Consider the following 24,114-nt stretch of genomic DNA (forward strand, 5'->3'; position numbering starts at 1 on the left):
ACCCGAAGATGTTTCACTTCTGATTGCGAAAATTTGAGAGACTCGAACACACCATTAAAGATGTGTCGTTTCAATTTTCAGCTTGATCCAGATTTTTAAAGAGCAAAACTTCGCAGTGCACCTTTTCAGGTTCACTCTGAAGTTTTCTTGAGTTCGCAGTAAAGGATGGTGGAGCTATGCGGGATCGAACCGCAGACCTCCTGCGTGCAAGGCAGGCGCTCTCCCAGCTGAGCTATAGCCCCATCGTTTGTAATCTCTGTACCGCTCATCCTTTAAAAGGAGTTTGGTAGGCCTGAGTGGACTTGAACCACCGACCTCACCCTTATCAGGGGTGCGCTCTAACCACCTGAGCTACAAGCCTGCAGAGATTTTTTACTGCTGTTTTTCATCAGACAATCTGTGTGGACACTGCAAAGGCAGGTTCTTTAAGGTAAGGAGGTGATCCAACCGCAGGTTCCCCTACGGTTACCTTGTTACGACTTCACCCCAGTCATGAATCACAAAGTGGTAAGCGCCCTCCCGAAGGTTAAGCTACCTACTTCTTTTGCAACCCACTCCCATGGTGTGACGGGCGGTGTGTACAAGGCCCGGGAACGTATTCACCGTGGCATTCTGATCCACGATTACTAGCGATTCCGACTTCATGGAGTCGAGTTGCAGACTCCAATCCGGACTACGACGCACTTTATGAGGTCCGCTTGCTCTCGCGAGGTCGCTTCTCTTTGTATGCGCCATTGTAGCACGTGTGTAGCCCTACTCGTAAGGGCCATGATGACTTGACGTCATCCCCACCTTCCTCCAGTTTATCACTGGCAGTCTCCTTTGAGTTCCCGGCCTAACCGCTGGCAACAAAGGATAAGGGTTGCGCTCGTTGCGGGACTTAACCCAACATTTCACAACACGAGCTGACGACAGCCATGCAGCACCTGTCTCAGAGTTCCCGAAGGCACCAAAGCATCTCTGCTAAGTTCTCTGGATGTCAAGAGTAGGTAAGGTTCTTCGCGTTGCATCGAATTAAACCACATGCTCCACCGCTTGTGCGGGCCCCCGTCAATTCATTTGAGTTTTAACCTTGCGGCCGTACTCCCCAGGCGGTCGACTTAACGCGTTAGCTCCGGAAGCCACGCCTCAAGGGCACAACCTCCAAGTCGACATCGTTTACGGCGTGGACTACCAGGGTATCTAATCCTGTTTGCTCCCCACGCTTTCGCACCTGAGCGTCAGTCTTTGTCCAGGGGGCCGCCTTCGCCACCGGTATTCCTCCAGATCTCTACGCATTTCACCGCTACACCTGGAATTCTACCCCCCTCTACAAGACTCTAGCCTGCCAGTTTCGAATGCAGTTCCCAGGTTGAGCCCGGGGATTTCACATCCGACTTGACAGACCGCCTGCGTGCGCTTTACGCCCAGTAATTCCGATTAACGCTTGCACCCTCCGTATTACCGCGGCTGCTGGCACGGAGTTAGCCGGTGCTTCTTCTGCGGGTAACGTCAATCGACAGGGTTATTAACCCTGTCGCCTTCCTCCCCGCTGAAAGTACTTTACAACCCGAAGGCCTTCTTCATACACGCGGCATGGCTGCATCAGGCTTGCGCCCATTGTGCAATATTCCCCACTGCTGCCTCCCGTAGGAGTCTGGACCGTGTCTCAGTTCCAGTGTGGCTGGTCATCCTCTCAGACCAGCTAGGGATCGTCGCCTAGGTGAGCCGTTACCCCACCTACTAGCTAATCCCATCTGGGCACATCCGATGGCAAGAGGCCCGAAGGTCCCCCTCTTTGGTCTTGCGACGTTATGCGGTATTAGCTACCGTTTCCAGTAGTTATCCCCCTCCATCAGGCAGTTTCCCAGACATTACTCACCCGTCCGCCACTCGTCAGCGAAGCAGCAAGCTGCTTCCTGTTACCGTTCGACTTGCATGTGTTAGGCCTGCCGCCAGCGTTCAATCTGAGCCATGATCAAACTCTTCAATTTAAAAGTTTGATGCTCAATGAATTAAACTTCGTAATGAATTACGTGTTCACTCGTTGAGACTTGGTATTCATTTTTCGTCCGAGGACGTTAAGAATCCATGTCACTTTGAGTGCCCACACAGATTGTCTGATAAATTGTTAAAGAGCAGTGCCGCTACGTTTTCGCTGCGGCGCGGGGTGTGCATATTACGCTTTCCCGCTTCAGAGTCAAGCGTTTATTTTGCTTTTCTCTGCTGACCCGGCGGCTTGCGTGCCGTTGTTCCGTGTCAGTGGAGGCGCATTATAGGGAGTTCTTCTGAAGTGACAAGCACTAAATACAAAAAACTTTTCGTTCGCTCACTTTTCAAACTCAACGCTTATTTAACCCGCGAATCGTCCGTTAAACGTGCAATTTCACGGGCAAAACTGGCCACTTGATCCCAGTCGGTATAAACCACTTCTTTACGCGTATCCGTTTCCCCGCCCGTCATCTTCATGATCAGGCGGATCATAAAGCGGTCATACCAGCGGTAACGCGGGTAACGCAGCGCGCCCGCAAAGACAGAACAGATATCGGGCTGCCATGGCGAGCTCAGCAAAAACTTACGCGTATAGCTGTTAGTCTGCGGTGTACGCTTCTCTGCTTTACGGGCAACCAGGTTGACCGAGTAAAACGCGCCGGGCAGCTTAGCGAGCTCCGCCGTATGCTTTTTCACAAAGCGATCCAGCGCCGGATGGAAATGACCGTAACGAATTGAAGCGCCAATGACCACACGGTCGTAATCCTGCCAGGCAATCTGTTCAGTTCGATTCAGGTTCACCACATCAGAATAAATGCCCAGCTCTTTGAGTTCAGAAGCCAGATATGAAGCAATCTCACGCGTTTGCCCATCACGCGTTGAGAAAAGAATTAACGTTTTCACCAATGTCTCCTTACTCACGCCAGAATGTTGGGGTAAACAGCACCAGCAGCGTAAAGACCTCAAGACGACCAAACAGCATATTGGCGATTAAGATCCACTTTGCCACCGGGTTCATACTGGCGAAATTATCCGCCACGACACCCAGCCCCGGCCCCAGGTTGTTTAACGTTGCCACCACAGAGGCGAAGGCAGAGAAATCATCCACGCCCGTGGCGATAATCGCCAGCATACTGACAATAAAAACCAGCGCATAAGCGGAGAAGAATCCCCACACCGCTTCGAGGATACGCTCCGGCAGTGCACGATTGCCCAGCTTGATGCTGTAAACCGCATTCGGGTGGACGAGACGTTTAAGTTCACGGTTCCCCTGCTTGAACAGCAGCAGAATACGGATCACCTTCAGGCCGCCGCCCGTCGACCCGGCACAGCCGCCGATAAACGCAGAGCACAACAGCAGCACCGGCAGGAACAGCGGCCAACGCGCAATACTGTCCGTGGTGAAACCGGCGGTTGTCGCCATCGATACCACCTGGAAGAAGGCCTGGTTCAGGGTCGTGACCGCCGAGTTATAGACATCGTGGAACCATAGTACCAGGGTACAGATGATCACCAGGGTCAACTGGACGCCAATAAACATCCGGAATTCCGGGTCGCGCCAGTACACCTTCAGGCTCCGTCCGCTAAGCAACGAGAAGTGTAGACCGTAGTTACAGCCTGAGATCAGCAAAAAGATGGCAATGATGGTATTGATCGTCGGGCTGTCGAAGTACCCAACGCTGGCATCGTGGGTGGAGAACCCGCCGATAGCGATAGTGGCAAAGCTGTGCCCGATGGCATCAAACGCAGGCATCCCGGCAAACCACAGCGCCAGCGCGCAGGCCACCGTCAGCAGGACATAAATAAGCCAAAGGGTTTTCGCCGTCTCCGCAATACGCGGGCGCATCTTGTTATCTTTCAACGGGCCAGGCATTTCAGCCCGGTAAAGCTGCATCCCCCCGACGCCCAGAATCGGCAGGATAGCCACCGCCAGCACGATGATCCCCATACCGCCGAACCACTGGAGCATCTGCCGGTAAAAGAGAATTGCATGCGGGAGTGAATCCAGCCCCACAAGCGTGGTGGCCCCGGTGGTCGTTAATCCGGAGAACGATTCAAAAAACGCATCCGTGACGGTGAGATTCGGTTGTTCAGAGAAGATAAACGGCAGCGCACCCACGCTTCCCAGTACCGTCCAGAACAGGACCACGATCAGAAAACCCTCCCGGGATTTCAGTTCACCTTTCTCACGGCGGTTTGGCCACCACAGCAGGGAGCCAATCGTCAGCGCGACAAAAAAGGTTTGCGTAAATGCACGCCCCGCGCCGTCCCGGTAGATGAGCGCCACCAGTCCGGGAATGATCATTGTCCCGGAGAAAAGTATGACCAGCAATCCAACGATTCGGGTAATGGCACGAAAATGCATCTCTGCCGCTTCCTTAGGTATTCAAAATTGTGAGGTGGGGATTATTCTTCAATCGGCAGTAATTGCAATGAACCGCGACTAAAATCAGCGAGTTTTGCTGAAAAAGCAGCCAGTTCCGCCTGAGGAAGCGCCACGCGTAATTGCACCATTGCCTGATAATCACTGTGTGCGATGACGCCGTTAAACTGTTTAAGCAGTGCTTCGATACCCGATAGCTGGGCGTAATCGCATAACAAAGTATATTCCGTAAGTGGCGTTTTGCGGGTTGTTATCAGCAGATTAAGCGCCTGCTGGACACCCCCTCCGTAGGCTTTAACCAGCCCTCCGGTGCCTAACAAAATGCCCCCGTAGTAGCGGACCACGACAGCGGTGATTTCACCCACGCCGCTGCCCATCAACTGGGATAGCATCGGTTTTCCGGCCGTACCCGCCGGTTCACCGTCGTCAGAAAACCCGAGCTGCTGTGAGTCGTCTGGCGGCCCTGCGACCCACGCCACACAGTGATGGCGGGCATCGGGGTGCTGCGCGCGGACGGACTCGACGAACGCCTTCGCCGCCTCCACGCCGTCAGTATGCGCCAACAGCGTGATAAAGCGGCTTTTCTTGATTTCCTCAATAAAGGTGACCGGCTCGGCCGGTATCAGCCAGCTTTCCATCAGGCCAGCTTCAGATCTCGCGTCATGTTCTCGATGCTGTTCTCGTGAATAACCACGTTATCTTCGATACGAATGCCGCCATACGGCTTCAGCGCTTCAATTTTCTCCCAGTTGAAGTGCTTGCTGAACTGCCCTTCGCGCCACGGCGCCAGCAGGGATTCAATAAAGTAGATACCCGGCTCGATGGTCAATACCATACGCGGCGCCAGAACGCGGGTGCAGCGCAGATAAGGATATTTAGACGGTGCCGCCAGGTGCGTACCGGTATCATCCTGCATAAAGCCCGCGACGTCATGAACCTGTAAACCCAGCGGGTGGCCGATACCGTGCGGCATAAATGGCCCGGTCAAATCGTTCTCAACCATCGCCTCTTCGCTCATGTCTTTGACAATCTGATGCTTACGCAGCAGTTTAGCGATGCGCTGATGGAACTGGATGTGATAATCCACATAGCTGGTTCCGGCCTTCATGGTGCCAATCAGCGCCAGCTGTTCATCGTTCACGTCTTTGATCAATTGCGCAAAATCAGTATCCGCATTCGCCGCCCAGGTACGGGTCAGGTCTGCCGCATAGCCATTGTACTCAGCCCCCGCGTCCAACAGGAAGCTGCGCATCTCAGCCGGAACCTGATGATCCAGTTTGGTGTAGTGCAGAACCGAGGCATGTTCATTCAGCGCCACGATGTTGCTGTACGGCACGTCGGTATCGCGGTGGCCGGTCGCCGTCAGGTAGGCCTGATTGATATCGAACTCGCTCATACCGGACTGGAACGCTTCGTGCGCCGCACGGTGGCCATTCACCGCCGTTTTTTGCGCTTCACGCATGCAGTAAAGTTCGTAGTCGGTCTTGTAGGCGCGATAGTAGTGCAGATAATCCAGCACGCCTTTCGGGTTGAGTTTATCTGCCGGAATATCCAGACCCAGCGCACGCTCAGGAACCGGACCAATGTAGCCGATGTTCCCACGCGCCGCTGGCAACTGGCTGCCAATGCCGTCTGCTTTTGGCAGCGCAATCACGTCAATTTCTTCGGTCCAGAATGAGGTCGGCAGCGGCTCCACGTTGTGCCAGTAATCGACCGGCAGGTAGAACCACAGTTTCGGCTTGTTCACGCCATCCACCAGCAGCCAGCAATTTGGAACCTGCGTGACAGGCACCCAGGCTTTAAACTGCGGGTTAACCTTGAAGGGATAAGCGTGGTCATCAAGAAAAGTATTCATCAGCTCGCCGGAGTGGATCAGCAGGCCATCCAGCTTGAAGCGGGCCAGTACATCGCGGGTACGTTCCTGTAGGGTAACGATATGATTTTTATAAAGCGAAGCCAGTGAGTCCATCATTCTTCCTTTCGTTTTTTTGACCTCAAGTCATCGCATCTTAGCACACCTCACTCCGGCTGCGTGATTTCCACCGACCGTGATCAGTGCAGCAATTTCTTAATGACTAATTTGCATTTTATTAACATAAATTCCACACTCCGTTTCATCTGGTATGACCAGATCCAATTGCTGGATTCAGGAGACCGACATGCTCTACAAAGGCGACACCCTGTACGTAGACTGGCTGGAAGATGGCATTGCCGAACTGGTGTTCGATGCCCCCGGCTCAGTGAACAAGCTTGATACCGCGACGGTGGCCAGTCTTGGCCAGGCACTGGATGTACTTGAAAAGCAATCAGATTTGAAAGGGCTGCTGCTGCGCTCCAACAAAGCGGCCTTTATCGTTGGCGCGGATATCACCGAATTCCTGTCGCTGTTCCTGGTGCCCGAAGAACAGCTGAGCCAGTGGCTGCACTTTGCGAACAGCGTCTTTAATCGTCTGGAAGATCTGCCTGTCCCGACCCTTTCTGCCGTTAACGGTTACGCGCTGGGCGGCGGCTGCGAATGCGTGTTAGCCACTGATTACCGTCTGGCGACCCCAGACCTGCGCATCGGCCTGCCGGAAACCAAACTGGGCATTATGCCGGGCTTTGGTGGCTCGGTGCGTATGCCGCGCATGTTGGGTGCCGACAGCGCGCTGGAAATCATTGCCGCAGGTAAAGATGTCGGCGCGGAACAGGCGCAGAAAATCGGTCTGGTGGACGGCGTGGTTAAGCCTGAAAAACTGATTGAAGGCGCTGTAGCCATTCTGCGTCAGGCGATTAACGGCGATCTCGACTGGAAAGCCAAACGTCAGCCAAAGCTGGAGCCGTTGAAGCTCAGCAAAATTGAAGCCACCATGAGCTTCACCATCGCCAAGGGCATGGTGATGCAGACGGCGGGTAAACACTACCCGGCGCCGATCACGGCGGTGAAAACCATTGAAGCGGCAGCCCGTCTGGGCCGTGATGAAGCCCTGAAGCTGGAAAACCAGAGCTTTGTCCCGCTGGCGCACACCAACGAAGCCCGCGCGCTGGTTGGTATCTTCCTTAACGATCAGTTTGTGAAGGGCAAAGCCAAACAACTCACCAAAAACGTTGAAACGCCAAAACACGCGGCGGTACTCGGCGCGGGCATTATGGGTGGCGGCATCGCCTACCAGTCTGCCTGGAAAGGCGTGCCGGTAGTGATGAAAGACATCAACGAGAAATCCCTGACGCTGGGCATGACCGAAGCGGCCAAGCTGCTGAATAAACAGCTTGAGCGCGGCAAAATTGACGGTCTGAAGCTTGCAGGCGTGATCTCCACCATCCAGCCAACGCTGGAATACAGCGGCTTTGAGCGCGTGGACGTAGTGGTTGAAGCGGTCGTTGAGAATCCGAAAGTCAAAAAAGCAGTGCTGGCCGAAACGGAAGAGAAGGTGCGTCCTGAGACCGTACTGGCCTCTAACACCTCCACCATTCCTATCAGCGAACTGGCGAGCGTGCTGAAGCGTCCGGAAAACTTCTGCGGGATGCACTTCTTTAACCCGGTGCATCGCATGCCGCTGGTCGAAGTGATCCGTGGGGAAAAAACCTCCGACGAAACCATCGCCAAAGTGGTGGCGTGGGCGAGCAAGATGGGCAAAACGCCAATCGTCGTTAACGACTGCCCGGGCTTCTTCGTTAACCGCGTGCTGTTCCCGTACTTCGCCGGTTTCAGCCAGCTGCTGCGCGACGGCGCAGACTTCCGCAAAATCGACAAAGTGATGGAAAAACAGTTCGGCTGGCCGATGGGCCCGGCGTACCTGCTGGACGTTGTCGGCATCGACACTGCCCATCACGCGCAGGCGGTGATGGCGGCGGGCTTCCCGCAGCGCATGCAGAAAGATTATCGCGACGCCATTGACGCCCTGTTCGACGCCAACCGCTTTGGGCAGAAAAACGGTCTGGGCTTCTGGCGCTATAAAGAAGACAGCAAAGGCAAACCGAAGAAAGAAGAAGATCCGGCGGTGGATGGCCTGCTGGCCGACGTCAGTCAGCCAAAACGCGACTTCACTGACGATGAGATCATCGCCCGGATGATGATCCCGATGATCAACGAAGTAGTGCGTTGCCTCGAAGAAGGCATTATCGCCAGCCCGGCAGAAGCGGATATGGCGCTGGTGTACGGCCTCGGCTTCCCTCCGTTCCACGGCGGCGCGTTCCGTTGGCTGGATACGCTCGGCAGCGCTCGCTATCTCGATATGGCTCAGCAATATCAGCACCTCGGTCCGCTTTATGAGGTGCCGGAAGGTCTGCGTAACAAAGCGCGCCATAACGAACCCTACTATCCAGCAGTTGAGCCAGCCCGTCCGGTTGGCACGCTGAAAACGGCTTAAGGAGTCACAATGGAAAAGGTTGTCATTGTTGATGCAATTCGCACCCCGATGGGCCGTTCAAAAGGCGGTGCATTCCGTAACGTGCGTGCGGAAGATCTCTCGGCGCACCTGATGCGTAGCCTGCTGGCGCGTAACCCGGCGCTGGACCCTGCTGCGCTGGACGATATTTACTGGGGCTGCGTCCAGCAGACGCTGGAGCAGGGTTTCAACATCGCCCGTAACGCGTCTCTGCTGGCGGAGATCCCGCATTCGGTTCCGGCGGTCACCGTCAACCGTCTTTGCGGTTCGTCGATGCAGGCGCTGCACGACGCGGCACGGATGATCATGACCGGCGATGCGCAGGCCTGTCTGGTGGGCGGCGTGGAGCACATGGGCCACGTGCCGATGAGCCACGGGGTCGATTTCCATCCGGGCATGAGCCGCAACGTGGCGAAAGCCGCCGGTATGATGGGCCTGACCGCCGAGATGCTCTCCCGTCTGCACGGCATCAGCCGTGAAATGCAGGATGCCTTTGCCGCGCGCTCACATGCCCGCGCCTGGGCCGCCACGCAGTCTGGTGCCTTTAAGAATGAGATCATCCCAACCGGCGGTCACGACGCAGACGGCGTACTGAAGCAGTTCAGCTACGACGAAGTTATCCGTCCTGAAACCACTGTTGAAGCGCTTTCTACCCTGCGTCCGGCGTTTGATCCGGTCACCGGCACGGTAACGGCGGGCACCTCGTCTGCCCTGTCCGACGGTGCCGCCGCCATGTTAGTGATGAGCGAAAGCCGCGCCCGCGAATTAGGCCTGACGCCACGCGCCCGCGTGCGTTCGATGGCAGTCGTGGGCTGCGATCCTTCCATCATGGGTTACGGTCCGGTCCCGGCGTCAAAACTGGCGCTGAAAAAAGCGGGGCTGAGCGCAAGTGATATCGACCTCTTTGAGATGAACGAAGCGTTCGCCGCGCAGATCCTGCCGTGCATTAAAGATCTGGGGCTGATGGATCAGATCGACGAGAAGATTAACCTCAATGGCGGCGCGATAGCCCTCGGTCACCCGCTGGGCTGCTCCGGGGCGCGTATCAGCACCACGCTGATCAACCTGATGGAACGCAAAGATGCCCAGTTCGGACTGGCGACGATGTGTATCGGGTTGGGTCAGGGGATCGCGACGGTGTTTGAGAGAGTGTAAATGTAAATAAGGAAAAGTATCTTAAAGCCAATGACGTCAGAACAAGGCGGCAAGCGAGCGAATCCCGATGAGCTTACATTAGTAAGTGATTCGGGTGAACGAGCGCAGCCAACGCAGTTATGGCGCCATTGGCGAAGAGAGACAGTTTAGTTGCCGTTCTTCCCGCCTGTCAGGGGCGGGTTTTTTACATTATTGCAGCAGCGAAATATCCGCCACGCGCAGGAACAGCTCACGCAGTTTCTCAAGCATCGAGAGACGGTTAATACGCAGCTCTTTATCTTCCACGTTCACCATCACCTTCTCGAAGAAGGCATCGATGACGTCACGTAGCTCCGCCAGCTCCACCAGTGCTTCCTGGTAGCGACCTTCCGCGAAATACGGCTCCAGCTTGTCGCGCAGCACCACAACCTGCATCGCCAGAGAAATCTCTTCCGGCTCTTTCAGGGTTGCAGCGTTTACGCGTTCGTTCAGCGTCTCGTCGGATTTCGCGAGGATGTTGGATACACGCTTGTTGGCCGCGGCCAGCGCAGACGCCGCTTCCAGCGTACGGAAGTGGGATACCGCCTTCATACGCGCATCGAAATCTGCCGGACGGGTCGGACGACGCGCCAGCACCGCCTGAATGGTATCAACGGAGTAACCTTCGTCCTGATACCACGCGCGGAAACGACCGAGCATAAAGTCGATAACATCATCCACAACCTTCGCGTTGGTCAGCTTATCGCCGTACAGACGGACCGCTTCTTCGGTCAGCGTTTGCAGATCGAGATTGAGGTTCTTCTCTACGATGATGCGCAGCACGCCCAGCGCAGCACGACGCAGCGCAAACGGGTCTTTGTCGCCTTTCGGATGCTGACCGATACCGAAGATACCCGCCAGGGTGTCCATCTTATCGGCAATCGCCACGGCGCAGGCAACCGGGTTAGACGGCAGATCGTCACCGGCAAAGCGCGGCTGATACTGCTCGTTCAGGGCCACAGCCACGTCTTCCGCTTCGCCGTCATGACGCGCGTAGTGCATGCCCATCACGCCCTGGGTGTCGGTAAATTCGAACACCATATTGGTCATCAGGTCGCACTTGGAGAGCAGGCCCGCGCGGGTAGCGTGGTTAACGTCGGCGCCAATTTCACGGGCAATCCAGCCGGACAGCTCCGCGATACGGTCAGTCTTGTCGCGCAGCGTACCCAGCTGCTGCTGGAAGAGTACGGTTTGCAGACGCGGCAGGTTATCTTCCAGACGTTTTTTACGGTCGGTGTTGAAGAAGAACTCGGCGTCCGCCAGACGTGGACGCACCACTTTCTCGTTACCGGAGATAATCTGGCTCGGATCTTTCGATTCGATGTTCGCGACGAAGATGAAGTTTGGCAGCAGCTGGCCGTCGTTGGCGTAAACCGGGAAGTACTTTTGGTCACCCTTCATGGTGTACACCAGCGCTTCAGCCGGAACGGCCAGGAATTTCTCTTCGAATTTCGCGGTCAGCACAACCGGCCATTCGACCAGAGAGGTCACTTCTTCCAGCAGGCTATCGCTCAGATCGGCATTACCGCCAATTTTGCGCGCCGCTTCTTCGGCGTCAGCTTTGATTTTGGCTTTACGCTGTTCGTAGTCAGCAATGACCTTACCGCGCTCCAGCAGGATCTGCGGGTACTGATCAGCATTGTCGATGGTGAACTCCGGCTCGCCCATAAAGCGGTGGCCGCGGATCACGCGATCGGACGCCACGCCCAGAATGGTCGCCGGAATAACGGTATCGCCCAGCAGCAGGGTCACGGTGTGAACCGGACGCACAAAGTGTACGTCAGACGCTCCCCAGCGCATCAGCTTAGGAATCGGCAGCTTAGCCAGCGAGGTCGCAATCATATCTGGCAGAAGCGCTTCCGCGCTTTCGCCTTTCACATGGGCACGATACAGCAGCCATTCACCTTTGTCGGTGGTCAGACGTTCGGCCTGATCGACGGTGATACCGCAGCCGCGCGCCCAGCCTTCAGCCGCTTTGCTCGGCTTGCCTTCCGCGTCGAACGCCTGGGCAATGGCCGGGCCACGTTTTTCAACTTCGCGATCCGGCTGGGACGCCGCCAGGTTTGCCACTTTCAGCGCCAGACGACGCGGCGCAGCAAACCACTCAATTTTACCGTGCGCCAGGCCAGCGTTATCCAGCTCAGCAGTGACGTTCGCAGCGAAAGATTCAGCCAGGCTGCGCAGGGCTTTTGGTGGCAGCTCTTCAGTGCCGATTTCCACCAGGAAAGTTTTCTCAGACATGGCCGCCTCTTATTTGTTTCGGTTGCACATCGGGAAGCCAAGGGCTTCACGGGACGCGTAGTAAGCTTCAGCAACGGCTTTGGTCAGGGTACGAATACGCAGAATGTAGCGCTGACGTTCAGTCACGGAGATCGCTTTGCGGGCATCCAGCAGGTTGAAGCTGTGGGCAGCCTTCAGAATACGCTCGTAGGCAGGCAGCGGCAGCGGAGTCTCCAGCGCCAGCAGCTGCTGGGCTTCTTTCTCGTACTGCTCGAAGCAGGTGAACAGGAAGTCCACGTCCGCGTATTCGAAGTTATAGGTGGATTGCTCCACTTCGTTCTGATGGAACACGTCGCCGTAGGTGGTTTTACCCAGCGGGCCGTCGCTCCAGACCAGGTCGTAAACGCTGTCTACGCCCTGAATGTACATGGCCAGACGTTCCAGACCATAGGTGATTTCGCCGGTGATCGGTTTACATTCCAGACCGCCAACCTGCTGGAAGTAGGTGAACTGGGTCACTTCCATGCCGTTCAGCCACACTTCCCAACCCAGACCCCAGGCACCCAGCGTTGGGTTTTCCCAGTTATCTTCCACGAAACGAATGTCGTGAATGGTCGGATCCATACCCAGCTCTTTCAGTGACCCGAGGTACAGTTCCTGAATGTTGTCGGGTGATGGCTTAATCACCACCTGGAACTGATAGTAGTGCTGCAAACGGTTCGGGTTTTCGCCGTAACGGCCATCGGTCGGACGACGGGATGGCTGAACATAGGCGGTCGCCATTGGCTCTGGCCCTAACGCGCGCAGGCTGGTCATCGGGTGTGAGGTGCCTGCGCCAACTTCCATGTCCAAAGGTTGAACAATGGTGCAGCCCTGACGAGCCCAGTAATCCTGTAAGGTCAGGATCAGGCCCTGGAAGGTCTTGGTATCAAACTTTTGCATAGTATTTCGTGCTGGATACGTGTGGTTTTAAATGGAAGGGATCAGTATACCCGCTGGCTGCAAGATATACAGTACGAAACGGGGTTGTTTAGGGAAAATTGGGGAATAAGCCCTACAGCCAGAACCTGCGAAGGCTCTGGTTGCTGCTTATACGAGCAATTTAGCGCATTGAGAGATGTAAAAACTGGCCGTCTGCATCAAAAGAGCAGACAAAGCCCTCTTTACGCGCCGTATAGCCTTTCAGTTCATAGCTGCCCTGAAAGCGCTCGAAGCCGTTAATATGAATTTTCTGTGCTTCGGAATTATAGCGGTGAGCCGCCTGATCCCTGCACAGCTGTTCCATATTCAGGGAACGCTCCGGGCTCATTTTCCCCTGCTGCGCTTTTTGGACTGGAGCCTCCTGAGAAGCACTGCACCCTGCTAATAAAAGCAGCAGAAAGAGTGACGCCCCACGCTTCATCATCATTTTTATTACCGCCCTGGTCAGTGGCTGTTATTTTTAGTAGCAACACGTTTATAGATTAATGTTCAACATTCTGCGAATCTCGCCAGCTCCCGACAAGACAGCCTGGCTAAACTCAGAATTTTCCAAGGGAAAAGTTTTACGCAATCGCAGTCACACTTTCTTTATCAGGAATACAGAGGAACTGATGCAGTCAAAAATTAACTGGATTGATAACCTGCGGGGAATAGCCTGTCTGATGGTGGTGATGATCCACACTACGACCTGGTATGTCACGAACGCGCACAGTATCAGCCCTGTTAACTGGGATGTCGCCAATATTCTGAACTCAGCCTCACGCGTGAGCGTCCCGCTGTTCTTTATGATTTCCGGTTTTCTCTTTTTTGGCGAGCGTAGCGCGCAGCCGAGACATTTCATCCGTATTGTCTCCTGTTTGCTGTTTTACAGCGCCATTTCGCTGCTCTATATCATCCTGTTCACTTCAATTAATGCTGAACGTTCCCTGCTCAATTTGTTGCAAAAACCGGTGTTCTATCATCTGTGGTTTTTCTTCGCGATAATGGTTATCTATCTGGTTTCGCCGTTAATTCAGGTAAAAAACGTTAGCGGTAAAATGCTGCTGGCCTTGATGGTAATAATCGGGATCGTGGCAAACCCGAATACCGTCTCACAGAAAATTGATGGCTTTGAATGGCTGCCCGTTAACCTCTATATCAACGGCGATACGTTTTATTACGTGCTGTACGGCATGCTGGGGCGCGCCATCGGCATGATGGAGACGCAAAAGAGAGGAATAAACTGGCTTTGCGCGGCAGCATTTATCGCCGGTGTGTTTATTATCTCTCGAGGGACGCTGCACGAGCTGCAATGGCGCGGAAACTTTGCCGATACCTGGTATCTCTACTGCGGGCCGATGGTCTTTATCTGCGCGGTTTCGCTGCTGACTCTGGTTAAAAACACCCTGAATACCCGCCCGCTTCCGGTGCTGGGGTTTATCTCTCGCCACTCGCTGGGCATTTACGGTTTTCACGCGCTGGTGATCCACGCCCTGCGCACCCGCGGCGTTGAGCTTAAAAGCTGGCCGGTGCTGGATATTGTCTGGATATTTACCGTTACGCTGGTTGTCAGCCTGCTGCTCTCAATGCTGCTGCAACGCATCGATACACGCAGGTTTGTGAGCTAACCCGGTTGAAGGCTGGCAGGCCGGGTAAACGTTAGCGCCACCCGGCTCCTGTTTATGACATTAGCGGTAAAAGCTGCTGATAGATTTTGCGGAAAACGTCTCGTCTTTCAGCGTAGCGAGCATGATTTTTCGCATCAGGACGATGCTGCTGTTCAAGCGGCAGCTGGGGCAAAAGCTGGGGCAGTGGTTTATCCCGGTTCAGCGCAATTTGCGCCAGCCGTGCCGCACCGAGCGCCGGACCAACATCTCCCCCAGTACGATAGTCCAGCTGCAACCCGCTGATATCAGAAAGCATTTGCCGCCAGTAGCTGCTTCGTGCCCCGCCGCCAATTAACGTAATGCTGGATGGCGTCAGGCCACAGTCATGCACGACATCCATGCCGTCCGCCAGCGCATAGCCGACCCCTTCAAGCACCGCGCGCGCCAGCTCTGCCGGGCCGTGCTGATGGGTAAGGCCGAAGAAGACCCCTTTCGCTTCCGGGTTGTTATGCGGCGTCCGCTCGCCGGAAAGGTACGGTAAAAACCAGACCGCACCGGCAGTATCATCCGCCTGCTGTGCCGCTGCGATAAGCGCCGGGACGTCCGCCATTCCGGTCAGCTTTGCCGCCCAGTCGAGGCAGGATGCCGCGCTCAGCATCACCGACATCAAATGCCATTTACCCGGCAACGCGTGGCAGAAGCTGTGTACGGCGCTTTGAGGGTTACTACGATAGCCGTCACTGACGGCAAAATAGACGCCGGAAGTGCCGAGCGAGAGCATGGCCTGTCCTGTCTCCACCATCCCCACGCCGACCGCACCCGCCGCATTATCGCCACCGCCGGCAACGACAGGTACGGCTGGCATATTCCAGCGTTCAGCAACAGAAGGCTGCAAAGCGCCCGTGATATCACTGCCTTCAAACAGCGCAGGCATATGATCGCGCGTCAGCTGGCAGGCATCCAGCATCGCTTCGCTCCAGTCCCGTTTCGCCACGTCGAGCCACATCGTGCCCGCGGCGTCAGACATGTCGCTGGCAAAATCCCCCGTCATGCGAAAACGCAGGTAGTCTTTCGGCAACAGAACCTTCGCCACCTTACGAAAAATCTCAGGCTCATGGCGCTGCACCCACAGGAGTTTTGGCGCGGTAAAACCGGGCATCATCAGATTGCCCGTAATCTCGCGGGACGCAGGCACACGCTCCTCAAGGATCGCGCACTCTTCCGCACAGCGGCCATCGTTCCAGAGAATAGCCGGGCGCAGAACGCGATGCTGGCTATCCAGCAGCGTGGCGCCATGCATTTGCCCGGCAATGCCCAGCGCTTTCACGTCGCGCAGGCTGTGCTGCTCACCTAGGGCTTTCATCGCGCGGTCCGTCGCCTGCCACCACTGCTCCGGATCTTGTTCCGACCAAAGTGGCTGCGGGCGTGAAACCTGCAACTTTTCAGTCTGCGTGGCTAACACATCTCCCTGCTCGCTTAACAGGATGGCTTTCACCCCCGACGTGCCAAGATCGATCCCGATATACATGTGGTGACTCCTTTGACAGAAATGCCCGGCGGCGCTGCGCTTACCGGGCATGAATGCTGTTATTTATCGAACAGGTAGTGATTGACCAGGTTTTCCAGCAGTTCCTGATGGCCGCTCTGATGCTGCGGTGCCAACTGATGCTGTTCAGCGTACTTCGCGATCTCCGCAAGCGATAACTGACCTTTCAAAATTTGCTGGCCCAGCTCACTGTTCCAGCCGCTGTAGCGCTTCGCCACGCGCTTATCCAGCTCACCGTCTTCAATCATACGGGCCGCCACCTTCAGCGCCAGCGCCATGGTGTCCATCGCGCCAATATGCCCGTAGAACAGATCGTATTTGTCGGTGCTCTGGCGACGCACTTTGGCGTCGAAGTTCAGGCCGCCGGTGGTGAAACCGCCCGCTTTGATGATTTCGTACATCACCAGCGCATTCTCTTCGACGCTGTTCGGGAACTGGTCGGTATCCCAGCCCAGCTGCGGATCGCCGCGGTTCGCATCCACCGATCCGAAGATGCCCAGCGCAATCGCAGAGGCGATTTCGTGATGGAACGAGTGGCCCGCCAGCGTGGCGTGGTTAGCCTCAATGTTCACTTTGATCTCTTTTTCCAGACCAAACTGCTTCAGGAAGCCATACACGGTGGCGACATCGTAGTCGTACTGATGCTTGGTTGGCTCCTGTGGTTTTGGCTCAATCAGCAGCGTACCGCGGAAGCCGATTTTGTGCTTGTGGTCCACAACCATCTGCATAAAGCGGCCAATCTGCTCACGCTCCTGGCGCAGGTCAGTATTCAGCAGCGTTTCATAGCCTTCACGACCGCCCCAGAGAACGTAGTTCTCACCGCCCAGCTGATGCGTGGCGTTCATCGCAGTCACCACCTGGGTTGCCGCCCAGCTGAAGACTTCCGGGTCCGGGTTGGTTGCCGCGCCCGCGCCATAGCGAGGGTTGGTAAAGCAGTTAGCCGTACCCCAGAGCAGCTTCACGCCGCTTTGCTGCTGTTTTTCAGCCAGCACGTCGACCATCTGCGCAAAATTGTTCAGATACTCTTTCAGGGATGCCCCTTCCGGCGACACGTCCACATCGTGGAAACAGTAGTACGGTACGTTCAGCTTATGGAAGAACTCGAACGCGACGTCGGCTTTACGCTTCGCCAGCTCAATGGCCTCGCCCGGCTGTTGCCATGGGCGGTCAAAAGAGCCCACGCCGAACATATCGGCACCGTTCCAGCAGAAGGTGTGCCAGTAGCAGGCGGCAAAGCGCAAGTGATCTTCCATGCGCTTACCCAGCACCAGCTCATCCGGGTTGTAGTGACGAAATGCTAAAGGATTGGTCGTTTTCGTGCCTTCGAAACGAACGCGATCGAGTTGGTCGAAATAAGCTTGCATATTGAGCTCCATAATCAGGGTATGCGGCGTGGTCTTGCTTCTGGAGTAATAGTGAATAGACATTGGAGGTTGCTCAATTACGTTATTTCACACTGCTATTGAGAGAATGCGCAATTGTGCGCTGGCTCGCAAAATAATGTGCAGACAAACTATTTTTCGGCGCGCATTCCAGAATCAAATGTAATTAATAGGTTACGCTTTTTAAAATCCGATCGCGGTCATAAATTCAGAAATAAACCAAATATCGTAATGAGAAGATAAAAATCTGTAATTGCCAGCAGGCCTTTCCACGTTAAAAATTTGCTGCGTCTCAGCAGTGAATGTTTCTTTTATCTCAGCTACACATACCCCTACAAAAAGGCCTAATAATTATGAAGATAAAGAACCTGACCCTAACGCTCTGCACTACTCTCCTGCTTGCAAGCTTTGCCGGCCACGCCAAAGAGGTCAAAATCGGCATGGCGATTGATGACTTACGCCTGGAGCGCTGGCAAAAAGATCGCGATATCTTTGTTAAAAAAGCGGAATCTCTCGGTGCGGAGGTGTTCGTTCAGTCCGCTAACGGCAACGAAGAGACGCAAATGTCGCAAATTGAGAATATGATCAACCGTGGCGTCGATGTGCTGGTCATTATCCCGTATAACGGCCAGGTATTAAGCAACGTGGTGAAAGAAGCAAAACAGGAAGGCATAAAAGTCCTGGCTTATGACCGCATGATTAATAATGCGGATATTGATTATTATATTTCGTTCGACAATGAAAAGGTGGGTGAATTACAGGCTAAAAGCTTGATCGCAAAAGTGCCTCAAGGGAATTATTTCCTGATGGGCGGCTCGCCTGTGGATAACAACGCCAAACTGTTCCGTCAGGGACAAATGAAAGTGCTGAAGCCGTATATCGACGAGGGCAAAATTAAAGTCGTCGGCGATCAGTGGGCTGACGGCTGGTTACCGGAAAACGCGCTGAAAATTATGGAAAACGCGTTGACCGCAAATAACAACAAAATCGATGCAGTGGTGGCCTCTAACGATGCTACTGCGGGTGGTGCCATTCAGGCGCTGAGCGCGCAGGGTCTGGCCGGGAAAGTCGCTATTTCCGGACAGGACGCCGACCTTGCGGGTGTAAAACGCATTATCGCGGGTACCCAGACTATGACGGTCTATAAGCCCATTACCGAGCTTGCCAATACGGCCGCCGAAATTGCCGTTGAGCTGGGAAATGGCCAGCAACCTAAAGCAGACGCGACGTTAAATAACGGCCTGAAAGACGTGCCAGCTCGCCTGCTTACCCCTATCGAAGTCAACAAAGAGAATATTGACGCCACGGTGGTGAAAGACGGTTTCCATAAGAAGAGTGAACTGTAATCCAGCGCAGCCCCTGCCCGGCGGGGGCGCATCGACCTGCCCTGTTCATCTGTCGGGCTATGCGGAGCAGTTATGTCTTATTTACTTGAAATGAAAAGCATCACCAAAGCCTTCGGGGCGGTGAAAGCGGTCGACAACGTAAGCCTGCGGCTGAACCCCGGCGAAGTGATGTCGCTGTGCGGCGAAAACGGCTCGGGGAAATCCACGCTGATGAAGGTGCTGTGCGGGATCTATCCGCACGGCAGCTACGAGGGCGAAATCGTCTTTGCCGGTGAGGTGCTTCAGGCCACGCACATTCGTGATACCGAACGTAAAGGCATCGCTATCATTCACCAGGAGCTGGCACTGGTGAAGCACCTTACCGTGCTGGAAAATATCTTTCTTGGGGCCGAACTCTCGCGCCACGGCGTACTGGATTACGACACCATGACGCTGCGCTGCGAAAAACTGCTGGCCCAGGTGAGTCTCGCTATCTCACCGGATACGCGCGTGGGCGACTTAGGTTTGGGCCAGCAGCAGCTGGTGGAGATCGCCAAGGCGCTAAATAAACAGGTACGCCTGCTGATCCTCGACGAGCCAACCGCCTCGCTCACCGAACAGGAAACCGCCGTTCTGCTCAATATCATCCGCGATCTGCAAAACCACGGTATCGCCTGCATCTATATTTCGCACAAGCTCAATGAGGTGAAAGCTATTTCCGACACCATCTGCGTCATCCGCGACGGGCAGCACATTGGCACGCGTGAAGCAGAAGGCATGAGCGAAGATGACATCATCACCATGATGGTGGGTCGCGAACTCACCGCACTGTATCCCAACGAACCACACACCATAGGCGAAGAACTCCTGCGCGTGGAAAACCTGACGGCGTGGCATCCCGTTAACCGCCACATCAAGCGCGTGGATAACCTCTCCTTCTCGCTGCACCGTGGCGAAATTCTCGGTATTGCGGGTTTAGTGGGTGCGGGAAGAACCGAGGCCGTGCAGTGTCTGTTTGGCGTCTGGCCGGGGCGCTGGGAAGGCAAAATTTATATCGACGGTCAGCCGGTAAAAATCGACAACTGCCAGCAGGCCATTGCCAAAGGCATTGCCATGGTGCCCGAAGACCGCAAAAAAGACGGCATCGTGCCGGTCATGGCGGTGGGAAAAAATATCACGCTGGCGGCGCTCAGCCAGTTTTCCGGCGCGCTGAGCAGCCTGGATGATGCCGCAGAACAGCAGTGTATTCTTCAGTCACTTGCCAGGCTCAAGGTGAAAACCTCCTCGCCGGAACTGGCGATAGGTCGCCTGAGCGGCGGCAACCAGCAGAAAGCGATTCTGGCGCGCTGCCTGTTGCTTAATCCGCGCATTTTAATTCTGGACGAACCCACGCGCGGGATCGATATCGGCGCGAAGTATGAAATCTACAAGCTGATCAACCAGCTTGTGCAGCAAGGGATTGCCGTCATTGTTATCTCGTCCGAATTGCCTGAAGTGCTGGGGCTGAGCGACCGCGTGCTGGTCATGCATGAAGGGAAACTCAAAGCCAACCTGAACAACCAGAACCTGACGCAAGAGCAGGTGATGGAAGCTGCCTTAAGGAGCGAACGCCATGTCGAAAAGCAACCCGTCTGATATCAAAGTCGCTGTTCCGACGCCCGGTGCGTTCGCAGGACTTAAATCGCTGAATCTGCAAGTTTTTGTAATGATTGCCGCCATTATCGTCATCATGTTGTTCTTTACCTGGATGACCGATGGCTCCTATTTGAGCGCACGTAACGTCTCTAACCTGCTGCGTCAGACCGCCATCACCGGGATCCTGGCGGTGGGGATGGTCTTTGTGATTATCTCAGCGGAAATTGACCTGTCGGTAGGGTCGATGATGGGTCTGCTCGGCGGCGTGGCGGCAATTTTTGACGTCTGGCTCGGCTGGCCGCTGCCGCTGACGATTGCGGTCACGCTGGTACTGGGTCTGCTGCTAGGTGCGTGGAACGGCTGGTGGGTGGCCTACCGTAAAGTCCCGTCGTTTATTGTCACCTTAGCAGGGATGCTGGCCTTCCGCGGTATTCTGATTGGGATCACCAACGGCACTACCGTCTCCCCGACCAGCGCCTCGATGTCCCAGATTGGCCAAAGCTACCTCTCTGATGGCGTCGGTTTTACGATCGGTGTGGTTGGGCTGATGGCGTTTGTCGCGTGGCAATGGCGAGGACGCATGCGTCGCCAGGCGCTGGGGCTGGCCTCGCCTGCCTCAACCTCGGTTGTCGGCCGTCAGGCGCTTACTGCGGTGATTGTGCTGGGGGCCATCTGGCTGCTAAACGATTATCGCGGTGTCCCAACGCCCGTTCTTCTGCTGGCGCTGTTGCTGTTAGGTGGGATGTTTATGGCCACACGTACCGCATTCGGTCGCCGTATTTATGCTATCGGCGGCAATCTTGAAGCCGCGCGTTTATCTGGTATCAACGTAGAGCGCACCAAACTCGCCGTCTTTGCCATCAACGGCCTGATGGTAGCCATCGCGGGGCTGATCCTCAGCTCACGTCTGGGTGCGGGTTCCCCGTCTGCCGGTAATATTGCCGAGCTGGACGCCATCGCCGCCTGCGTGATTGGCGGGACCAGCCTCGCCGGAGGTATTGGCAGCGTGGCGGGGGCGGTGATGGGCGCATTTATTATGGCTTCGCTGGATAACGGGATGAGTATGATGGACGTGCCGACGTTTTGGCAGTATATCGTCAAAGGGGCCATTCTTTTGCTGGCAGTCTGGATGGACTCTGCCACCAAGCGGCGCGCCTGAGAACCGTATCGTGACTAATTTGGGAAAGTGAGCCATGTTTGAAAAGCGTCACCGCATTACGTTGTTATTCAATGCCAACAAAGCCTATGACCGTCAGGTGGTTGAGGGGGTTGGTGAATATTTGCAGGCGTCGCAATCCGAATGGGATATTTTCATCGAAGAAGATTTCCGTACCCGTCTGGAGAACATCAAAGACTGGCTGGGAGACGGGGTTATCGCTGACTTTGACGACCCCGTGATTGAACAGTTGCTGAGTGGCGTCGACGTACCTATCGTGGGCGTTGGCGGCTCTTACCATTCAGCGGAACATTACCCCCCCGTTCACTACATCGCCACGGATAACCATGCCCTGGTTGAGACCGCCTTCCTCCATTTAAAGGAGAAAGGCGTCCATCGTTTTGCGTTTTACGGATTGCCCGCCACCAGCGGAAAGCGCTGGGCGATGGAGCGTGAGTATGCCTTCTGCCAGCTGGTTGCCCAGGAGAAGTATCGCGGCGTCGTTTATCAGGGGCTGGAAACCGCGCCAGAAAACTGGCAGCACGCACAGAATCGCCTGGCTGACTGGCTGCAAACGCTGCCGCCCCAGACAGGGATTATCGCCGTGACGGACGCCCGCGCCCGCCACGTATTACAGGTGTGCGAACATTTGCATATTCCTGTGCCTGAAAAGCTGTGCGTGATTGGTATTGATAACGAAGAGCTTACACGCTATCTGTCGCGCGTGGCGCTCTCATCCGTGGCGCAGGGTACCCGTCAGATGGGCTATCAGGCCGCGAAGCTGCTGCACCGACTGTTAGACAACGAATCCCTGCCGCTCCAGCGTCTGCTGGTTCCGCCCGTTCGCGTGGTCGAGCGTCGCTCAACTGACTACCGTTCCCTAAACGATCCGGCCGTGATTCAGGCGATGCACTACATTCGCAATCATGCCTGCAAGGGGATTAAGGTCGATCAGGTGCTGGATTCGGTCGGCATTTCACGTTCGAATCTGGAGAAGCGGTTTAAAGAGGAAGTCGGTGAGACGATCCACGCCGTGATCCATGCGGAAAAGCTGGAGAAAGCGCGCAGTCTGCTGATCTCCACCTCGCTGTCGATCAACGAGATTTCACAGATGTGCGGCTATCCGTCGCTTCAGTATTTCTATTCGGTGTTCAGGAAAGAGTATGACACCACGCCGAAGGAGTACCGGGAACGGTACAGTGAAGTCCTGCTCTAGAAAAAAGAACGCCTTCCAGTGGAAGGCGTTTTTCATTACATATGAGCGGCAATCAGACGCTGGTTATCCTGGTACATTGAGAACAGGTAGTTGTTGTAGCGCTGTCCCTGGGTGGAATAACCTTTCAGCTTGTGGATCATCGCCGTGGCCGTCACTTCCTGATCCGCCTTACGCAGCTGCGCGCGTGACTTACGGAACGAAGAGTAGGCCGGGTGGGTGTTCAGATTCACCACATAGGCATTCACGGAATCTTTCACCGATTCAAACTGTGAATAGCCCTTCACCTTGCCGGGTGCATTAGTACAACGACCTTTTGCGCATTTCATGCCAAACAGATTGTTGTTGTTGCGCGCCAGCTTCGAGGTGCCCCAACCGCTTTCGGCGGCGGCCATTGTCGCGACCATACTGCCTGGAATAATGTCCACACGCTCTAACAGAGTGTTCCACGGCACACGACGCGTGTTCCCGCTCCACTTCACTTTATAGCGTTTGGCGATGTCTTTCAGGCGAGTGCGCTCAGACGGCGACCAGCGGCTATCGTACTGTTTGGCGATCAGCCAGTTACGATCCGCAGTAATCGCGGCATTTTGACTTTTAATGTAAGGCATTACCGTCCGGAGAAACGCTTTTTTCCTTGGTGTCCCGGAAGGGTATTTTCGCAAATCAGGAAGTGAACTACTCTTTGCACTATTGCGAGAATACTCTTGTTTACTGCTAACCTTACTGCTTGTCGTCTTTATTACGTGGGCTTTCTTACTCGTTGTATCCGTGTGCGTCTTTGCAAGCACCTCACCTGAAAATGCCATGGTGAGTAACATGAGTATCGCGGCCCCATATCGTCGAATGGGAGTCGATATCATTAGGTCTCCTGGTCGGATATAAGCATTCCAACACCTTATTTTCTTCAAAATTTGAGAGCGGAATCTCAAATCGTACCAAAAATAGTCTTCAAGAGCACGTCTATAAATAGTCCAATTCCGAAACTATGTCATCCGGAACATGCTCATTAAAGCACCAACACTGGAAAAATGTGCGCGATATCGCAGATAACTGCCTAATTTTGCGCGGGATCACTCATCCCTACGCGTCCTCCTGGCAGAAAGCCTCAGAGGAGGAGTTTTTCCCCTGAGCCGAATGGCACACTGGTCAAAAATGCCGCGACAGGAAAATGGA

General features: G+C 55.0%; 17 protein-coding genes, 2 tRNA genes and 1 rRNA gene. 7 read left to right on the forward strand and 13 right to left on the reverse strand.

The annotated features are described in order from the left end of the window. Window positions 1–166 precede the first annotated feature (166 nt). The 7 genes from HWQ15_RS07085 to pepQ all read right to left on the reverse strand — a co-directional run bounded on the left by HWQ15_RS07085 (window position 167) and on the right by pepQ (window position 6,323). Window positions 167–242, reverse strand: a tRNA-Ala gene (locus HWQ15_RS07085). A 42-nt stretch (window positions 243–284) separates the two neighbouring features. Beyond that, window positions 285–361: transfer RNA gene (locus HWQ15_RS07090), tRNA-Ile, on the reverse strand. A gap of 70 nt (window positions 362–431) precedes the next feature. After that, a 16S ribosomal RNA gene (locus HWQ15_RS07095) occupies window positions 432–1,973 on the reverse strand. 355 nt (window positions 1,974–2,328) lie between these two features. After that, entirely contained in the window at window positions 2,329–2,874 is a 546-nt protein-coding gene (gene hemG / locus HWQ15_RS07100) for a menaquinone-dependent protoporphyrinogen IX dehydrogenase (protein ID WP_022649736.1), read from the reverse strand. Between the two features lie 10 nt (window positions 2,875–2,884). Continuing rightward, window positions 2,885–4,336, reverse strand: coding sequence for a Trk system potassium transporter TrkH (gene trkH / locus HWQ15_RS07105; protein ID WP_022649737.1), 1,452 nt, complete (start codon window positions 4,334–4,336; stop codon window positions 2,885–2,887). Between the two features lie 41 nt (window positions 4,337–4,377). Further along, on the reverse strand, window positions 4,378–4,992 hold the full coding sequence (locus tag HWQ15_RS07110) for an IMPACT family protein (RefSeq protein ID WP_058646751.1): 615 nt from the start codon (window positions 4,990–4,992) through the stop codon (window positions 4,378–4,380). Continuing rightward, window positions 4,992–6,323 (reverse strand): Xaa-Pro dipeptidase, encoded by a 1,332-nt coding sequence (gene pepQ / locus HWQ15_RS07115; protein ID WP_058646750.1) that lies wholly within the window; start codon window positions 6,321–6,323, stop codon window positions 4,992–4,994. The genes HWQ15_RS07110 and pepQ overlap by 1 nt, the downstream gene beginning before the upstream one ends. 190 nt (window positions 6,324–6,513) lie before the next feature. Here pepQ and fadB point away from each other — a divergent pair, with 190 nt between their 5' ends. Both fadB and fadA read left to right on the forward strand, forming a co-directional pair. Further along, window positions 6,514–8,703 (forward strand): fatty acid oxidation complex subunit alpha FadB, encoded by a 2,190-nt coding sequence (fadB, locus tag HWQ15_RS07120; RefSeq protein WP_023298848.1) that lies wholly within the window; start codon window positions 6,514–6,516, stop codon window positions 8,701–8,703. A 9-nt stretch (window positions 8,704–8,712) separates the two neighbouring features. Beyond that, window positions 8,713–9,876, forward strand: a complete 1,164-nt coding sequence (gene fadA, locus HWQ15_RS07125; RefSeq protein ID WP_000416981.1) for an acetyl-CoA C-acyltransferase FadA — start codon at window positions 8,713–8,715, stop codon at window positions 9,874–9,876. 189 nt (window positions 9,877–10,065) lie between these two features. On the opposite strand, the gene glyS is transcribed toward fadA, so the two are convergent. From glyS to HWQ15_RS07140, 3 genes are all read right to left on the reverse strand, one after another. Further along, window positions 10,066–12,135 carry a glycine--tRNA ligase subunit beta gene (gene glyS / locus HWQ15_RS07130; RefSeq protein ID WP_022649741.1) on the reverse strand — a complete coding sequence of 690 codons (2,070 nt, stop codon included), beginning with the start codon at window positions 12,133–12,135 and terminating at the stop codon, window positions 10,066–10,068. 9 nt (window positions 12,136–12,144) lie between these two features. Continuing rightward, window positions 12,145–13,056 carry a glycine--tRNA ligase subunit alpha gene (gene glyQ, locus HWQ15_RS07135; protein WP_003860141.1) on the reverse strand — a complete coding sequence of 304 codons (912 nt, stop codon included), beginning with the start codon at window positions 13,054–13,056 and terminating at the stop codon, window positions 12,145–12,147. 160 nt (window positions 13,057–13,216) lie between these two features. Next, window positions 13,217–13,522, reverse strand: coding sequence for a YsaB family lipoprotein (locus HWQ15_RS07140; protein WP_022649742.1), 306 nt, complete (start codon window positions 13,520–13,522; stop codon window positions 13,217–13,219). A 184-nt stretch (window positions 13,523–13,706) separates the two neighbouring features. On the opposite strand from HWQ15_RS07140, the gene HWQ15_RS07145 reads away from it, so the two are divergent. Next, window positions 13,707–14,702, forward strand: coding sequence for an acyltransferase (locus tag HWQ15_RS07145; protein WP_058677323.1), 996 nt, complete (start codon window positions 13,707–13,709; stop codon window positions 14,700–14,702). Between the two features lie 52 nt (window positions 14,703–14,754). Here HWQ15_RS07145 and xylB read toward each other — a convergent pair whose 3' ends face one another. Together xylB and xylA are read right to left on the reverse strand one after the other, a co-directional pair. Further along, window positions 14,755–16,209, reverse strand: a complete 1,455-nt coding sequence (gene xylB, locus HWQ15_RS07150; protein ID WP_058677324.1) for a xylulokinase — start codon at window positions 16,207–16,209, stop codon at window positions 14,755–14,757. A gap of 59 nt (window positions 16,210–16,268) precedes the next feature. Continuing rightward, window positions 16,269–17,591 carry a xylose isomerase gene (xylA, locus tag HWQ15_RS07155; protein WP_026080557.1) on the reverse strand — a complete coding sequence of 441 codons (1,323 nt, stop codon included), beginning with the start codon at window positions 17,589–17,591 and terminating at the stop codon, window positions 16,269–16,271. A 371-nt stretch (window positions 17,592–17,962) separates the two neighbouring features. Between xylA and xylF the strand changes: the two genes are divergently transcribed. The 4 genes from xylF (at window position 17,963) to xylR (ending at window position 22,941) form a co-directional block, all read left to right on the forward strand. Beyond that, entirely contained in the window at window positions 17,963–18,955 is a 993-nt protein-coding gene (gene xylF, locus HWQ15_RS07160; protein ID WP_022649746.1) for a D-xylose ABC transporter substrate-binding protein, read from the forward strand. 72 nt (window positions 18,956–19,027) lie between these two features. Then, window positions 19,028–20,569: a xylose ABC transporter ATP-binding protein gene (locus HWQ15_RS07165; protein ID WP_015572746.1), complete on the forward strand. Its 1,542-nt coding sequence runs from the start codon at window positions 19,028–19,030 to the stop codon at window positions 20,567–20,569. Further along, a complete protein-coding gene (xylH, locus tag HWQ15_RS07170) occupies window positions 20,547–21,728 on the forward strand; it encodes a xylose ABC transporter permease XylH (RefSeq protein ID WP_003860151.1) in 1,182 nt (393 codons plus the stop codon). The genes HWQ15_RS07165 and xylH overlap by 23 nt, the downstream gene beginning before the upstream one ends. 34 nt (window positions 21,729–21,762) lie before the next feature. After that, window positions 21,763–22,941, forward strand: a complete 1,179-nt coding sequence (gene xylR, locus HWQ15_RS07175; RefSeq protein WP_038416899.1) for a D-xylose utilization transcriptional activator XylR — start codon at window positions 21,763–21,765, stop codon at window positions 22,939–22,941. 35 nt (window positions 22,942–22,976) lie between these two features. Here the strand turns inward: xylR and HWQ15_RS07180 are convergent, their stop codons facing one another. Next, window positions 22,977–23,801 carry a protein bax gene (locus tag HWQ15_RS07180; protein ID WP_022649749.1) on the reverse strand — a complete coding sequence of 275 codons (825 nt, stop codon included), beginning with the start codon at window positions 23,799–23,801 and terminating at the stop codon, window positions 22,977–22,979. Window positions 23,802–24,114: the final 313 nt, after the last annotated feature.

This window comes from Enterobacter sp. DSM 30060 (genome assembly GCF_013375955.1).
GTDB classification, from domain to species: domain Bacteria; phylum Pseudomonadota; class Gammaproteobacteria; order Enterobacterales; family Enterobacteriaceae; genus Enterobacter; species Enterobacter intestinihominis.

Coding starts and splice junctions, on each gene's coding strand:
- trkH (WP_022649737.1), bottom strand. CDS start 4,336: ATGCATTTTCGTGCCATTACCCGAATCGTTGGATTGCTGGTCATACTT.
- HWQ15_RS07110 (WP_058646751.1), bottom strand. CDS start 4,992: ATGGAAAGCTGGCTGATACCGGCCGAGCCGGTCACCTTTATTGAGGAA.
- pepQ (WP_058646750.1), bottom strand. CDS start 6,323: ATGGACTCACTGGCTTCGCTTTATAAAAATCATATCGTTACCCTACAG.
- fadB (WP_023298848.1), top strand. CDS start 6,514: ATGCTCTACAAAGGCGACACCCTGTACGTAGACTGGCTGGAAGATGGC.
- fadA (WP_000416981.1), top strand. CDS start 8,713: ATGGAAAAGGTTGTCATTGTTGATGCAATTCGCACCCCGATGGGCCGT.
- glyS (WP_022649741.1), bottom strand. CDS start 12,135: ATGTCTGAGAAAACTTTCCTGGTGGAAATCGGCACTGAAGAGCTGCCA.
- glyQ (WP_003860141.1), bottom strand. CDS start 13,056: ATGCAAAAGTTTGATACCAAGACCTTCCAGGGCCTGATCCTGACCTTA.
- HWQ15_RS07140 (WP_022649742.1), bottom strand. CDS start 13,522: ATGATGATGAAGCGTGGGGCGTCACTCTTTCTGCTGCTTTTATTAGCA.
- HWQ15_RS07145 (WP_058677323.1), top strand. CDS start 13,707: ATGCAGTCAAAAATTAACTGGATTGATAACCTGCGGGGAATAGCCTGT.
- xylB (WP_058677324.1), bottom strand. CDS start 16,209: ATGTATATCGGGATCGATCTTGGCACGTCGGGGGTGAAAGCCATCCTG.
- xylA (WP_026080557.1), bottom strand. CDS start 17,591: ATGCAAGCTTATTTCGACCAACTCGATCGCGTTCGTTTCGAAGGCACG.
- xylF (WP_022649746.1), top strand. CDS start 17,963: ATGAAGATAAAGAACCTGACCCTAACGCTCTGCACTACTCTCCTGCTT.
- HWQ15_RS07165 (WP_015572746.1), top strand. CDS start 19,028: ATGTCTTATTTACTTGAAATGAAAAGCATCACCAAAGCCTTCGGGGCG.
- xylH (WP_003860151.1), top strand. CDS start 20,547: ATGTCGAAAAGCAACCCGTCTGATATCAAAGTCGCTGTTCCGACGCCC.
- xylR (WP_038416899.1), top strand. CDS start 21,763: ATGTTTGAAAAGCGTCACCGCATTACGTTGTTATTCAATGCCAACAAA.
- HWQ15_RS07180 (WP_022649749.1), bottom strand. CDS start 23,801: ATGATATCGACTCCCATTCGACGATATGGGGCCGCGATACTCATGTTA.